The organism is Nocardia niwae NBRC 108934 = DSM 45340 (assembly GCF_001613465.1).
Taxonomy (GTDB): domain Bacteria; phylum Actinomycetota; class Actinomycetes; order Mycobacteriales; family Mycobacteriaceae; genus Nocardia; species Nocardia niwae.
This window is the reverse complement of record NZ_BDCK01000034.1, coordinates 56,296-70,136: the sequence shown is the minus strand read 5'-3', so window position 1 is coordinate 70,136 and position 13,841 is coordinate 56,296. Positions and strand designations below refer to the sequence as shown.

The following is a 13,841-nucleotide window of genomic DNA, read 5'->3' as shown; positions in this document are numbered from 1 at the left end:
CCGGCTCGGTGACCGCCGCCTTACCGAGCGGCACCGCCGCGGGTTCCGGGCCCGGCGGTGTGCCGTCGCCGGTCTCGCCGTCTGCCGTCGCGGCGCTGCCGGATGCGCGCACCTCGTCATCCGGCACGCCGAGATACGCGGCGATCACCGCCGGGTTGTCCCTGATGTCCGCGGGCAGCCCGTCGGCGATCTTGCGGCCGAACTCGAGCACCACGATCCGGTCGGTCACGCCCATGACCAGCCGCATGTCGTGCTCGATCAGCAGGACGGTGAAACCGTCGTCGCGGATCTTGCGGATCAGGTCCATGAGCGCGGACTTCTCGCTCGGATTGAACCCGGCCGCCGGCTCGTCCAGGCACAGCAGCTTCGGCTCGGTGGCCAGCGCGCGGGCGATCTCCAGGCGACGCTGGTCGCCGTAGGACAGATTGCGCGCCTTCTCCACCGCGCGCGGGGCGATACCGACGAACTCCAGCAGCGCCATGCCGCGCTCGATCGCGTCGCGTTCCTCGCGCCGATGCCGCGGCGTCCGGAATACCGCACCCGGCACCGAGGTCTTGTGCCGTGCGTCGGTGCCGACCACCACATTCTCCAGCGCGGTCATCTCGCCGAAGAGCCGCACGTTCTGGAACGTGCGCGCGATGCCGAGGCGGGTGATGGCGTTGCGCTTGGTCTTGGTGAGCGGCTTGCCGTCGAAGTACACCAGTCCGGCGGCGGGCTGGTAGACACCGGTGATCGCGTTGAAGCAGGTGGTCTTGCCCGCGCCGTTGGGCCCGATGAGACCGAGGATCTCGCCGCGGCGGATCTCGAAACTCACCTGGTCCAGGGCGGTGAGGCCGCCGAATTGCACGGTCAGACCCTCGGTGCGCAACAGTGGCTCGCCCACCGCGGTCTCGATGGCGCGGTGCGGGGCGACGACCTCGGCGACCGTCTCGGCGTCGGCGAGGTCGGGGATCACTTGGGTGACGTCGACCGTGCCCGCGGACTCGACCTGCGGTTCGGCCGCGTAGCCCGCGGCCATGTCCTCGTTGTCGAACAGCGCGTCACCCGCGCCCGGCCCGGTCATCGGCCCGCTCCGATCGGCTCGGCCGCGGCGGGTCTGCGCACGGCCTGATACACCTGCCTGCCGTAGGTGAGCAGCTTCTGCCGCACCGGGAACAGACCCTGCGGACGCAGAATCATCATCACCACCAACGCGATACCGAAGTACAGATATTTGAGGTCGCCCAGCGACTGCGCGCCGCCCTTGCGGAACAGCAGCACACTGCCGAGCAGCAGCAACGCCAGCACGCCGGTCACCACCATGCCGGTGATCACACCGCGGCGCGGCCACACGCCGAGCCGACCTGCCCACAGCCGCCAGACGACGATCAGCGCGACGAACGCCGCCACGTCGATCGCCAGCAGGACGTAGCCGGTCGACTCGTTGCTCACCAGGTTCACCGACTGCAGCCGCGCGGGCAGATAGGCGATGACGAACGCGCCGAAGATCACCCCGAGTTTGTTGCCCTGCCCGCCGATGACCACCGCGCACAGGAACAGCATCGAGTTGATGATGTTGAAGCCGGTGGGATTGATGAACTGCACTTGCCCGGCGTAGATCGCGCCGGACATGCCGCCTACCGCCGCCCCGATCATGAACGCCCACAGCTTGAACTTGAACGTCGGCACGCCCATGATCTCGGCCGCGTCCTCGTCCTCGCGGATGGCCACCCAGGCGCGGCCGACCCGACTGCGCTCCAGATTGCCGACCACCAGCAGCACGACCACCACCAGCGCCATGCCGAACCAGTACCAATAGGTTCCGTAGCTGGCGCGGTCGAGAAGGTTGGCGCTGTCGGGGTTGCCGCTGTTACCGCCGGAGAACACGCCTTCCGGTTTGCTCGCGGATTCGCCCACATGCGGGTAGGCGACACCCGACAGGCCGAGGCTGCCGTTGGTGATCTCGGTGAGGTTCTCCGCGAGCAGCCGCACGATTTCACCGAATCCGAGCGTCACGATCGCCAGGTAGTCGCCGCGCAGCCGCAGCGTCGGCGAGCCGAGGATCAGGCCCGACACGGCGGTCACGGCGACCGCGATCGGCAGGCAGGCCAGCCAGGCCCACTTCGGGTCGAGCCAGCCGCCGTCGGTCTGGTTCCACGGACTGTTGGGGCTGGTGAGCAGGCCGACGGTGTAGGCGCCGACCGCGTAGAAACCGACGTAACCGAGGTCGAGCAGACCCGCCTGCCCGACCACGACGTTGAGGCCGATGGCCAGCAGGGCGTACATCGCCACCTGCGCCATCACCAGGCCGAAGTTGTAGGAGGGCGTGTTCAGCAGCGGCGGCGGGAACAGCGGAAGCAGCGCGAGCAGCAGGAGGATCGGGACGCCGACGCCCCACTGCGCGGGCCTGCTCAGGCCCTCCCACCAGGTGCGGATCGCGTCGCCGAGGCCGCGGCGGGCGGTGTCCGGCGCGGACGCCGTCTTGGTCGTGTCGGTCATGCCCGCGCCCTTCCGAGACTTTCGCCGAGGATGCCGGTCGGGCGCACCATCAGCACCAGCACCAGCACCACGAACGCGACCACGTCACGCCACTCGGTACCGAACAGGATCTGGCCGTACTGTTCGACCACGCCGAGCACCAGCCCGCCCAGCAGCGCGCCGCGCAGGTTGCCGATGCCGCCGAGCACCGCCGCGCTGAACGCCTTGATACCGAGGATGAAGCCGCCGGAGTAGATGATCCCGTTCGGGATCTTCAGCGTGTACAGCATCGCCGCAGCCCCCGCGAGCACACCGCCGATGAGGAAGGTCAGCATGATGACCCGCTCCCGGGAGACGCCCATCAGCGTCGCGGTGTCGGGATCCTGCGCCACGGCGCGGATGCCGCGCCCGAACTTGGTCCGGTTGATCAGCAGTTCGGTGACGATCGCCAGCACCACCGCCGCGATCACGATGAGCAGCATGATGTTGGTGACGTCCGCGCCGCCGAAACTGAACTGCACGGTGGGCTCGACGAGCCGGATGGCCTGCTGGGCGTTGGTGCCGCCGAGGTCGGGGCGGATCTTGGGCAGCACGAAGTGCACCAGTTCCTGGAGCACGAACGACATGCCGATCGCGGTGATCAAGAAAGCCAGCGGTTTGGCGCCACGCTTGCGCAGCGGGCGATAGGCCACCCGCTCCAAGCCGACGGCCGCGCCGCCGGAGACCGCCATGCCCACGATCATCGCCAAACCCAGATAGACGACGGTGAGCACCACGCCCTGGGTGTAGACATCGGGACTGGCGACGAATCCGAAGATCATCAAGCCGATCAATTGCCCGAACAACCCGAGCATGAAAATTTCCGAATGGGCGAAATTGATCAGGCGCAATACGCCGTACACCAAGGTGTAGCCCACGGCAACCAAGGCATAGATGGCGCCGTATGTCACGCCGTCCACGGTCAGTCGCCAGAAACTATCTATCAGCCCCTCGTAGTTGAAGTCGATCGAACCGGCCGCGAGTTGTAAGCCACCGGCCAATGCCGTTTGTTTCATTTATTTCCGCCCTCATCCATTCGCCCACCGAACAACGGCACGTACGGGGATTCGGATGAACCCCCGTACGTGCCGTGCGCCCGGAATCCGGGACTACTTGACCTCGTACACCCAGATCAGCGCGTTCGACAGCTCACCGTTCGGGTTCCACTTGTATTGACGCGCGAGGCCGGCACCGTCGTACGTCCGCACATAGTCGAGCAGGTCGGGGCGGCTCACCTTGCCGCCATCGATGCCCTTGGCCAAGATCGTGGTGAGGTCGTAGGCCTCGACCGAGTAGACGCCGGGCGCTTGGCCGTTGAGCGCCTCGTAGTCCGCGGCGAACTTCTCGGGGGCGGGACCACACGGGCAGGACAGCTTCGCGCCCTTGGCCGCGCTGCCCGCCTGGGAGACGAACTGCGGGTCGTTGGTGCCGTCGGCCGAGACGAAAACGGCCTTCACGCCACCGGACTTCAACTGCTGGGCCAGTGGCGCGGCCTCGGAGTAGTAGCCGGAGTAGAAGATGGCGTCCGGGTTGGCGGCCGCCACCTTGGTGACCGTCGCGGAGAAGTCCTTGTCGCCCTTCTTGATGCTGGCCGCACACGCCGGGTCGGCGGCGGCGCCCAGACCTTCCGTGATCGACTTCGCCAGGCCGGTGCCGTAGTCGGTGTTGTCCTGGATGACACAGACCTTCTTGTAGCCCGCGCCGTTGACCAGGTACTTCGCCACCGAGGGACCCTGCACGTCGTCATTGGCCAGACCGCGGAAGAAGGTGGTCCAGCCGTTCTGGGTCAGCGTCGCGTTGGTCGCCGAGGAGGTGACCGAGACGAGGCCCGCGTCGCTGAGGATTTTGCCGGTCGCCTTCGTCTCCCCGGAGAACGCGGGACCGACCAGGCCGATGATCGAACGGTCGTTGACGATCTGCGGGATCACCTGGGTGGCCTTCTGCGGATCACCCTCGGTGTCGAATTGCTTGAGTTCGATCTTGCACCCGGGATTGGCCTTGTTGTGCTTGTCGAGGGCGAGTTTGACGCCGTTGACGATATTGATGCCGAGCGCGGCGTCGGGGCCGGTCAGCGCGCCCGCCATCGCGACGGCCGTGCCCGGCGCGCAGGTCGCCTTGCCGTCGCCCGCGGGATCGGCCGCCGTGGCCGCGTCGGCCTTCGGCACTTCCTTGCCCTGCTGGTCGACCTGCAGAAGCGGCTGGATGGACAGACCGCCCGCCCCGTTGGTGCCCGAGGAATCCGAACCGCTGCTGGTGGATTTGTCGCTACAACCGGTCAGCACCAGCGCGGCGGCGGCGCCGACGGCCAGAACAGCTCGCGTCGAGCGACTGCGCCATGTCGAACTAAGCACGTTTCACCTCATCTAAGTTCTGTGCTCCCCCGGGGTCGCCGAGGAGGCCGACTCACATCAGCCCGGTCAGAACATAGCGTCGGTACGTTAGTTCCGCATCACATTCGGATCATGCGCGCGACATCGTTTCGAATTCTTGTTCACGACGACGTTTCAGCTGCGTAAATTCTCCCGCAACCCGGTGCGCGGTCACTTCGGTGTCAGGTTCTCCAGCACGACCTCGGCGACCGCCTTCATCGTCGTGCGGCGATCCATTGCGGTGCGTTGAATCCACTTGAACGCCTGCGGCTCCGAAAGGCCCTGTGTCTGCATCAGCACACCTTTGGCCCGCTCGACCAGCTTGCGCGTCTCCAACCGCTCGGCGAGATTGGCGACCTCGCTCTCCAGCGCCGTGATCTCGTGGAAGCGGCTGGCCGCCAATTCGATGGCGGGCACCAGATCCGATTTCGTGAACGGCTTCACCAGGTAGGCCATCGCACCCGCGTCGCGTGCCCGCTCCACCAGATCGCGCTGGCTGAACGCGGTCAGGATGACCACGGGGGCAACGCGTTTGGACGCGATCTCCGCCGCCGCGTCGATGCCGTCGCGGCGCGGCATCTTCACGTCCATGATGACGAGGTCCGGCCGGTGCTCGACCGCCAGATCCACCGCCTGCTGGCCGTCGCCCGCTTCACCGACCACCTGATAGCCCTCTTCGGTCAGCATCTCGACCAGATCCATGCGAATGAGCGCTTCGTCTTCGGCGACGACGACCCGCTTCGCCCCGGCTTCCCGCTTGGTGCCGACGCCCCCAGCTGCTGTGCTCATAGGTAGACCCCTCTGGTTCCGATGCCCTGTACCCGACCCAACCAAAGGAAAGCCGCGCTCGCACGAGGCGACCGTCGGCCGTCCATCGGGCTGTCGAGTGATGTAAAGAGTACCTTTCACTTCGGCATAGAACGCATATACCCTGCGCAAACCGTGCCCTCGCGCCGCGCGGACCAACCCATTCGCGTCCACGCCGTCCGACCCGCTATAGTTGCCACCCGGTGCGCCGAGTTGGCGGAACTGGCAGACGCGACGGTCTCAAAAACCGTTGTCCGAAAGGACGTGTGGGTTCGAGTCCCACACTCGGCACCAAGGTGGACGTGGTCTTCCCACGAGCCCCCGTGTTCGCCATCGGCGCTTCACCGAACGCCATCGCTCGCGTGTGCCGGGCGTGTACGCCCGGGGAGGAATTCACCCACCTCACCGAGGGGCGTATCCAGCCTGGCCGACCTCGCCGGCCACCGGCCGATCTCGGACACGGCCGGATCGGCCTCCTGACGCCGCCTCGCGACGGTCTCCCGGCGTACGCCGCCCGCGCAGTCCGAGTCTTCAGCTCACGGCGACTCCGGTGTTAAAATTTGCAGAAGATTTGCTGCACAGGCGTCATTGAATCATCCTGCGACGGAAGGAATCGTCGGATGGACAATACGGAGTTGGCGGTCGCAATTCTGGCAGGGCCCGTCACGGCCGGCCTGGTGGCAGCGATAGGCATCTTCGAGCAGCGGAGAGAAGCCCGCGACTTGGAAGTCCGCCGGAAGAACTTGGTCAGCTCGGCTCGCGACCAGCTTTCCGCGATACAAATATGGGAATCGATGAAAGCCGCTCAGGATGGTTATCCGTCCGAATTCTCCCGGAAGGCGGAGTCGATAATCGCTTCCGCGCTGGAATCACTCTCCCAAGCACAAGCGATGCGCCAGCCGGAAAGCGTTCCACGACAGAACAGGGTCGGCGAGATGTGGCTGATCGGGAGCATCGACACCGCAGGCGGAAAACTCCTGAGAGGCGTCTATTATGTCGCCTTCACGTGGACGATCTCCCTTTTCGTGTTGGCCGTACTGGTTGCCGGGTTGCCGCCGTACGTTAATCCGCTCGGCAACTTCTTCGGCCTCGTTCTCATCGGCGTTGCGACGGGCCTGGTTCCCGCCCTTTTCTTTCGGTGGGCCGCACTCGCATATGACCGCCATCGAAGATCGACGCCCTCGCACCATTCCGGGGATAGCGAACAGCCGCCTCCGGCGCCGATTCGACCCGCGCCGTTTCCATATCAGCCGCCGCCGGGCTCGGCGGCCGGGTGGTACCCGCCGCCGATGCCCGGCGCCGGAGGCGTCCGGCGAGGTAGTCCGTGATGCTTCGACCCTCATTTACAGCCCTCTGCTCGCCGTTGCCCGGTATGACCGGTCGAACCATGCGTACCTGTGTGCTCGGTGCTGTGCCTGCTGATTGCCAGCTGGTTTCTGCCGAAGGCGAACCTCGTCGACGCGTTCGGTACCGCTCATCTCGCGTGGGTGGTCGGTCGGGCATGGACGGCACGATCGGGAGCGAGCGGGTCGGGGATTGATGGCGGGGCGACCGGATCTCGGGTGGCCCGCGTTCTATCGTCATCGAACCGATCCGGTCGCTGGATCGTTATCGAAATGGCGGCATCGGGTGTGCGGGGCAGCGGAGGTAAGTGATGAGGGTGAACAGGACCACTGTGGATCTGTCCGAGTATCCGGATCTGGTGGTCATCTATATCGGTATGCGGGTGCGGCGGCCGAGGGGGATGCTGCGACTGCTCGGACTGGGGCCGAAACTCTATCGCTCGCACAAGGATCGGCCGGATGGGTTGCTGCTGCACGAAGACCTCGTGTGGGCGCTGTTCCCGCCGCACTGGGGCGCACGGCAGTATTGGCGCGACCTCGACAGCCTCGAAGCATGGACGCGGACCGCGCCACACCGGGACTGGTGGCAGAAGTTCCTGCGCGACTCCGGCGGCACCGGCTTCTGGCACGAGGCCTACTTCGCCCGCGGCGGCATCGACGCCATGTACGACGACATGGATCCGGCGACCGGACTCGCGCGGTTCGCACCCGTAGTCGCCTCCCGCGGGCACCGCTTCTCCACCCGCGGCCGGGTGCAGGGCAGAACGGCCGGGTTCGAACCCGTCGTGAGCGAATCCGCTTACTACAGTGACGAATCCGAGTAGCCTGCGCGCTCGGTCATATCACGATGCAATCACAAAGCAGCGTGTGAATGTGCGAACTCCGGGGTACGGCCAGAAGAAGAATCGAACAGCACCACCGCTCGGAGTGACCTACGTCGCAGGCCAACCGCCGAAAGCGGCGCACTTCGTGTACGGCGCGCTACGAACAGATGAATATGTTGTTCCCACATGTGGGACTAACGACTTGGGCCCGTCTGGTAGCTTCTGCGCCGTTTATCGTTATCCGTATGCACGTCCTGTTCGTCTGCAACGGCAACGTTTGTCGTTCGGTGATCGCCGAGCGGCTCACGCGCGCCCTCGCGGTCGAATACGATCTTCCCTACCTCACCGCCGAGAGCGCCGGAACACGTGCGCTGGTGGGCTTCCCGGTCGAGCCGCTGGCCGCGCAGACCATCGCCGGGCTCGGCGCCGACCCGAGCAACTTCCGGGCCCGCAGGCTCGAGCCGGAGATGATCGACAAGGCCGACCTGGTCCTCACGATGACCGAGCAGATTCGCGGGCAAGTGGTCGACCTGGCCTTCGGCGCCGGACCACGCACCTTCACGCTGCTGGAGGCCCACCGCATCGCGCACGTCACCGGAGCGCGCACGGTCGCCGAATTGCACCGGGCGCGCAACGACCTGTCACTGGTGGGCCGGGAGAACATCGCCGACCCGGTCGGACTGTCGGCCCAGGCATTCTGCGAGGTCGGCGACCGGATCGCCGAGAAATTGGTGCCGCTGCTGCTGGCGCTGGCTCCCCACGAACAGCCGCGCTGGCCCCATGACGAGCGCCGGGGACTGGTGATCCGCCCCGGCGGCGCACCCGCACCGCTGGCGACCTTCCTCGCCGCGCAGCGCACCCGGTGACCGCCGCCGGCGACCGCACGCGATAGCGCGCCCGGCTCCCGCGTATCAACCTGTTACCAACCGGCTGTGTTCTTTTCCGCGCCGGACGCACTAAACTCCCGCCGGACAACACTTCCGCCGTTGCTGGTTCGACACAGGACAGGAATCAGACATGCCGAAACGCATTTCGGATGTTTCGCTCCATGTTTATGTGACACCGGAAACCCTCGAACGCGTCGTCGACACCGTCCGTGCGGTGGTCGACGAACACCTCGCCGACCGGGACGTATTCGCTTGGCGCTTCACGTTGCCGGTGGACACCGACGACCCGGCCCATGCGGCACTGGAAAACCGCTACCCGACAGATCCGCCCAGCGCCGCTGCGGACGATCGCACCACCTACGAGATCGCGCTCAGTCTGGTCGGCGCACCCGACCAGCTCACCGCCGACCATATGGCCGCACTCGAACGCCACCTGTTGCAGGCCATCTCGCGGTTGGCGCGAACCGAGCCGGGCCCGGGGATCCCGGTCTCGATCCGCGCATCGCAACGCACCGATGTCGATCTCGACATCGATCGCGACCTCGAACTGCTGTAGATATCAGCGCCGCGCGGGGAAGTGGCGGATGAGTCCCTCTTGCACCGTCGTGGCCAGCAGATCGCCGCTGCGGGAGTAGAAGCGGCCGGTCGCCAGGCCACGAGAGCCGGCAGCCACCGGTGACTCGGTGCAGTACAGCGCCCACTCGTCGAAACGGAACGGGCGGTGGAACCAGATCGAGTGGTTGACCGTGGCCGCGACGATGCGGTCCAGACCCCACGACAGCCCATGGGTGGTGATGATCGAGTCCAGCACCGTGGTGTCGGACGAGTAGCCCAGCGTCGCCACATGGATCAGCGGATCGTCGGGCAGCCTGCCGTCCGCGCGCATCCACACGCGATTGTGGTTGAGCCGCTCCCCCGTGCCCTTGAGAATCCACGCGGGGTCGTTGGTGTAGCGCATGTCGATCGGATGCGGCGCCTTGACGAACATCTCCAGCTTGTCCTCCAAGCCTTCGAAGCTCTCCTCCACCCGCGGCAACGTCTCCGGATCCGGCACCTCCGGCTGGGCGTGCGCATGCTCGAGCCCCGTGCCCCAGTCCTGGAACGCCGCGAGCATGACGAACAGCTCCTGGCCGTCCTGGCTAGCGGTCACAGTGCGGTTGGCGAACGCGCGACCGTCGCGATGCCGGTCCACCCGGTACTCGATCGGCTTCTTCACGTCGCCGCCGCGCACGAAATGCGCGTTGACCGCGTGGACCGGACGGTCACCGACCGTGCGGCCCGCCGCGATGATGGCCTGCGAGACGAGCTGGCCGCCGAAGGTCCGGCTCCACACCTTCTCCGGGTGCTGGCCGACGAACACGTCCTCGTCCATCTGCTCGAGATCGAGCAGGCCGAGCAGCACATCCAGATCAGTGCGCTGCGCATCCGGCTCCGCGATGCCGACGGGGCTGCTCAGGGAAGCACTCACTAATGGTCCTCCTCACCGATTCGGTGAACGTGGATCAGGTTGGTGGAACCGACGGTACCGGGCGGCGACCCGGCCACGATGACCACCAGGTCACCCTTCTGGTATCGGTCCATCGACAGAAGTGCTACATCCACCTGGTGGATCATCGCGTCGGTGCTGTCCACGGTGGGCACGATGAAGGTCTCGGTGCCCCAGGTCAGCGCGAGCTGGCTGCGCACCTCCGGCAGCGGGGTGAACGCCAGCAGCGGCAGCGGCGTGTGCAGCCGGGCCAGGCGGCGCACCGTGTCACCCGACTGGGTGAACGCGACCAGCGCCTTGGCGTTGAGCCGCTCGCCGATGTCGCGGGCAGCGTAGGAGATCACGCCGCGCTTGGTGCGGGGCACGTGAGTCAGCGGCGGCACCCGGGTCGACTCGGTCTCCACCGCGTGCACGATGCGCGCCATCGTGCGCACCGTCTCGATCGGGTACTTGCCCACCGAAGTCTCACCCGACAGCATCACCGCGTCGGCGCCGTCGAGCACCGCGTTCGCGACATCCGACGCCTCGGCGCGAGTGGGACGGGAGTTGTCGATCATCGATTCCAGCATCTGGGTGGCGACGATGACCGGCTTGGCATTCTCGCGGGCCATCTGGATGGCGCGCTTCTGCACGATCGGCACCTGCTCGAGCGGCAGCTCGACACCGAGGTCGCCACGCGCGACCATCACCGCGTCGAAGGCCAGGACCACGGCCTCGAGGTTGTCGATCGCCTCCGGCTTCTCCAGCTTTCCGATCACCGGCACCCGGCGGCCCACCCGGTCCATCACGTCGTGCACCAGCTCGACATCGGACGGGGACCGCACGAATGACAGCGCGATGAAGTCCACGCCGAGCTTCAGTGCGAATTCCAGATCCTCGATGTCCTTCTCCGACAGCGCGGGAACCGACACGTCCATGCCGGGCAGCGACACGCCTTTGTTGTTGGAGACCGGACCGCCCTCGGTGACCCGGCAGACCACGTCGTTGCCCTCGACCCGGGTGACGATGAGGCCGACCTTGCCGTCGTCGACCAGGAGGCGATTACCCGGCTTGGCGTCCTTGGACAGTTCCTTGTATGTGGTGGACACGCGGTCGTGGGTCCCGTCGATGTCGTCGACGGTGATGCGGACCTCTTCGCCCGTCGCCCAGACGGTCCTGCCTTCCAGGAAGCGGCCGAGGCGGATCTTGGGACCCTGCAGGTCGGCGAGAATGCCGACCGCCCGGCCGAGGTGGTCGGCGGCCTGACGCACCTTCTTGTAGTTCTCGGCATGGTCGGAGTGCTCGCCGTGGCTGAAGTTCAGCCGGGCTACGTCCATACCGCTCTCGACGAGTTCGCGGATACGGTCCTCGGTGGCAGTGGCCGGTCCGAGCGTGCACACAATCTTCGTCCGTCGCATCACGAGTAGAGCCTAGTCCCGCTCGGTGGGCAGGGCCCGCCGTGGCCACGGTGAATCCTTGGTGAAAAAAATGAACGACAGCTCCATAGCAGGTACAAACGGATATTCAGCGGGCGACATGACGGGCCAACCTCGTTTCCAGCCGGGTCTGCCCGAATCCGAGAACCAAGCAGATCACCCAGTAATACAGTGCCGCGACCCCGTAGAGCGCGAAGAAATCGAACGTCGGCGCGGCCGCGAGCTGGGCCACGCGCAGCAACTCGGTCACCAGAATGGTCGAGGCCAATGAGGTGTCCTTCACCAGGGAGATCAGCGTGTTCGACAGCGGCGGCACGGCGATCCGCGCTGCCTGCGGCAGGATGATCAGCCGCAGCATCATCGGGTACGACATGCCGAGCGCCTGCGCCGCCTCCCACTGCCCCGTGGCGACGCTGAGAATCGCCGCGCGCACCACCTCGGCCGCGTATCCACCGACATTGAGACTGAACGCGATCACCGCGGCGGGGAAGGGGTCGATCACGATGCCGAACTGCGGCAGCGCGTAGAACACGATGAACAGCTGCACCAGCAACGGAGTGCCGCGAATGATCGAGATGTAGAACCGGGCGGCCGCCGACAGCGGCCACACCGGCGACATCCTGGCCAGCGCGACGAACAGCGCGAGCGCCAGGCCGATGGCGAAGCTGATCGCGGTGAGCGGAAGCGTCTTGGTCACGGTGGCCTGCAGCATCGGCCACAGGTTGTGCCAGATGAGGTCCCGGGTGGCGGCGTCCATGAACGATGCGGGCTACTGGCTGACGTCGGTGCCGAAATACTTTTCGGAGATCTTCGCCAAGGTGCCGTCGGCGCGCAGCTGGTTCAGCGCGTTGTCCACGTCGGTGATCAGCGCGTCACCCTTGCGCGCGGCGAACGCCTGCTTGCTCACCGAGCCGGTCCGGGCGGCGATCTTCACGCTGGTGTCACCGGTCTTCTTGGTGTATTCGGCGACGGCGAGATTGTCGTTGACGGTGGCGTCCACGCGGCTGTTCTTCAACAGCTGGACAGCCTGCACGAAACCCTCCACGGCTTCGACCTTCGCGCCCGCGTCGGTGGCGACCTTGCTCCAGTTGCTCGTGGCCGACTGGGCGCATGTCTTGCCGTCGAGGTCGCCGAGGCCGGCGATGGCGTTGTTGTCGGCGCGGGTGACGATCACGCCCGCCGACGTGGTGTACGGCGCCGACAGCGCGTACTCGGCCGTGCGCTCGTCGTTCACGGTCACCTGGTTGGCCACGAGGTCGAAGCGCTTGGATTCCAGGCCCGCGAAGATGGCGTCCCACGGCGTCTGCACGAATTCGACCCGCTTGCCGAGTTTGTCGCCGACCGCCTGGATCACCTCCACGTCGTAGCCGGTGAGCTTGCCGTCGGAGCCCTGGAAGCTGAACGGCGCGTAGGTGCCTTCGGTGCCTACCTTCAACACGTTCGGGTCGCTGTCGCCGCACGCGCTCAGCCCGGTGGCGGCGACGACGGCGAGCATGGCGGCGGCGAACAATCTACGACGCACGGGATCCCTCTCCTCGGTGCGTGGAGCTCCACACACGGCACACGAATCCGGTCATGCTACGCCCCGACTTCCGCGAGCGACAGTATCGCGATCATGGTGCGCGGAAGGATTGCGCTCGGCGCTTCCGGCCGATGACGACCTGGAGGCGGGCACACCGTGCCCGCCTCCAGTACTACCGGTGCCGCGTCAGTCGCGCAGCGGGCGGCCGTCGCTGTCGGGCACTTTGCCGGTGAGCATCAGGATCCCGTCGACGATGCCCCAGATCCATCCGACGGTGAAGCAGGTGAGCACGCTCACCACCAGCTGGGCGATGCCGAGACCGGTGTATCCGAGGTAGAAGCGGCCGACGCCGAAACTGCCGAGGAAGATCTGCAGCAGGCCCGCGACCAGCTTCTGCTTGTCCGACAGCGGCACACCGAAGGGGTCGCGGCCCCAGGGCGCCTCCGGGTCGTTCGGGTTGTAGCCCTGCGGGGCGCCCGGGTACGGCGCGGGTGGGTAGCCGACCGGCTGCTGACCGTAGGCGTCGACGGGCTGACCGTACTGCGGCTGACCGTAGGGATCCGACGGCGGGCTGTACTGGGGCGGGCTCTGCGCGTCCAGTGGCTTGGTCAGGTCGGGGCCGGTGCCCGGCGGGCCGTACTGCGGGCCCCCAGCGCTCGGATTCTGCTGGTAAGGGTCGGTCACTCATGTCC

The 13,841-nt window shown here is 66.5% G+C and carries 13 protein-coding genes, 1 tRNA gene and 1 pseudogene; 5 read left to right on the top strand and 10 right to left on the bottom strand.

All coding sequences use genetic code 11. The features are described 5' to 3' along the window. Positions 1-109: 109 nt before the first annotated feature. The 5 genes and pseudogenes from NNI01S_RS36145 to NNI01S_RS24110 form a co-directional block, all read right to left on the bottom strand. Positions 110-1,063, bottom strand: a pseudogene (locus NNI01S_RS36145) (ABC transporter ATP-binding protein); the annotation flags it as partial. Beyond that, entirely contained in the window at positions 1,060-2,478 is a 1,419-nt protein-coding gene (locus tag NNI01S_RS24125; protein WP_063022416.1) for a branched-chain amino acid ABC transporter permease, read from the bottom strand. The gene NNI01S_RS24125 and the pseudogene NNI01S_RS36145, both read right to left, overlap by 4 nt. Next, positions 2,475-3,512 (bottom strand): branched-chain amino acid ABC transporter permease, encoded by a 1,038-nt coding sequence (locus NNI01S_RS24120; protein WP_063022415.1) that lies wholly within the window; start codon positions 3,510-3,512, stop codon positions 2,475-2,477. The genes NNI01S_RS24125 and NNI01S_RS24120 overlap by 4 nt, the downstream gene beginning before the upstream one ends. 93 nt (positions 3,513-3,605) lie before the next feature. Further along, complete coding sequence (locus NNI01S_RS24115; RefSeq protein ID WP_435825100.1) at positions 3,606-4,847, bottom strand: branched-chain amino acid ABC transporter substrate-binding protein; 1,242 nt, start codon at positions 4,845-4,847, stop codon at positions 3,606-3,608. 189 nt (positions 4,848-5,036) lie between these two features. Continuing rightward, positions 5,037-5,654: an ANTAR domain-containing response regulator gene (locus NNI01S_RS24110; protein WP_063022414.1), complete on the bottom strand. Its 618-nt coding sequence runs from the start codon at positions 5,652-5,654 to the stop codon at positions 5,037-5,039. A 225-nt stretch (positions 5,655-5,879) separates the two neighbouring features. Here NNI01S_RS24110 and NNI01S_RS24105 point away from each other — a divergent pair. The 5 genes from NNI01S_RS24105 (at position 5,880) to NNI01S_RS24085 (ending at position 9,282) form a co-directional block, all read left to right on the top strand. Further along, positions 5,880-5,966: transfer RNA gene (locus NNI01S_RS24105), tRNA-Leu, on the top strand. Between the two features lie 326 nt (positions 5,967-6,292). Then, positions 6,293-7,000, top strand: a complete 708-nt coding sequence (locus NNI01S_RS24100) for a hypothetical protein (RefSeq protein ID WP_063022413.1) — start codon at positions 6,293-6,295, stop codon at positions 6,998-7,000. 326 nt (positions 7,001-7,326) lie between these two features. Then, positions 7,327-7,839 carry a monooxygenase family protein gene (locus NNI01S_RS24095; protein WP_063022412.1) on the top strand — a complete coding sequence of 171 codons (513 nt, stop codon included), beginning with the start codon at positions 7,327-7,329 and terminating at the stop codon, positions 7,837-7,839. A 245-nt stretch (positions 7,840-8,084) separates the two neighbouring features. Next, complete coding sequence (locus tag NNI01S_RS24090; protein WP_063022411.1) at positions 8,085-8,705, top strand: arsenate reductase/protein-tyrosine-phosphatase family protein; 621 nt, start codon at positions 8,085-8,087, stop codon at positions 8,703-8,705. A gap of 190 nt (positions 8,706-8,895) precedes the next feature. Continuing rightward, complete coding sequence (locus NNI01S_RS24085; protein ID WP_245676349.1) at positions 8,896-9,282, top strand: hypothetical protein; 387 nt, start codon at positions 8,896-8,898, stop codon at positions 9,280-9,282. Positions 9,283-9,285: 3 nt separating this feature from the next. Here the strand turns inward: NNI01S_RS24085 and NNI01S_RS24080 are convergent, their stop codons facing one another. The 5 genes from NNI01S_RS24080 to NNI01S_RS24060 form a co-directional block, all read right to left on the bottom strand. Continuing rightward, complete coding sequence (locus NNI01S_RS24080) at positions 9,286-10,098, bottom strand: acyl-CoA thioesterase (protein WP_245676355.1); 813 nt, start codon at positions 10,096-10,098, stop codon at positions 9,286-9,288. A gap of 95 nt (positions 10,099-10,193) precedes the next feature. Next, on the bottom strand, positions 10,194-11,612 hold the full coding sequence (gene pyk / locus NNI01S_RS24075; protein ID WP_174554482.1) for a pyruvate kinase: 1,419 nt from the start codon (positions 11,610-11,612) through the stop codon (positions 10,194-10,196). 103 nt (positions 11,613-11,715) lie between these two features. Continuing rightward, complete coding sequence (locus NNI01S_RS24070) at positions 11,716-12,384, bottom strand: amino acid ABC transporter permease (RefSeq protein WP_063022408.1); 669 nt, start codon at positions 12,382-12,384, stop codon at positions 11,716-11,718. A gap of 12 nt (positions 12,385-12,396) precedes the next feature. Beyond that, positions 12,397-13,122 (bottom strand): transporter substrate-binding domain-containing protein, encoded by a 726-nt coding sequence (locus tag NNI01S_RS24065; protein WP_063022513.1) that lies wholly within the window; start codon positions 13,120-13,122, stop codon positions 12,397-12,399. A gap of 213 nt (positions 13,123-13,335) precedes the next feature. Continuing rightward, positions 13,336-13,833: a TM2 domain-containing protein gene (locus NNI01S_RS24060; RefSeq protein ID WP_063022407.1), complete on the bottom strand. Its 498-nt coding sequence runs from the start codon at positions 13,831-13,833 to the stop codon at positions 13,336-13,338. Positions 13,834-13,841 lie beyond the last annotated feature (8 nt).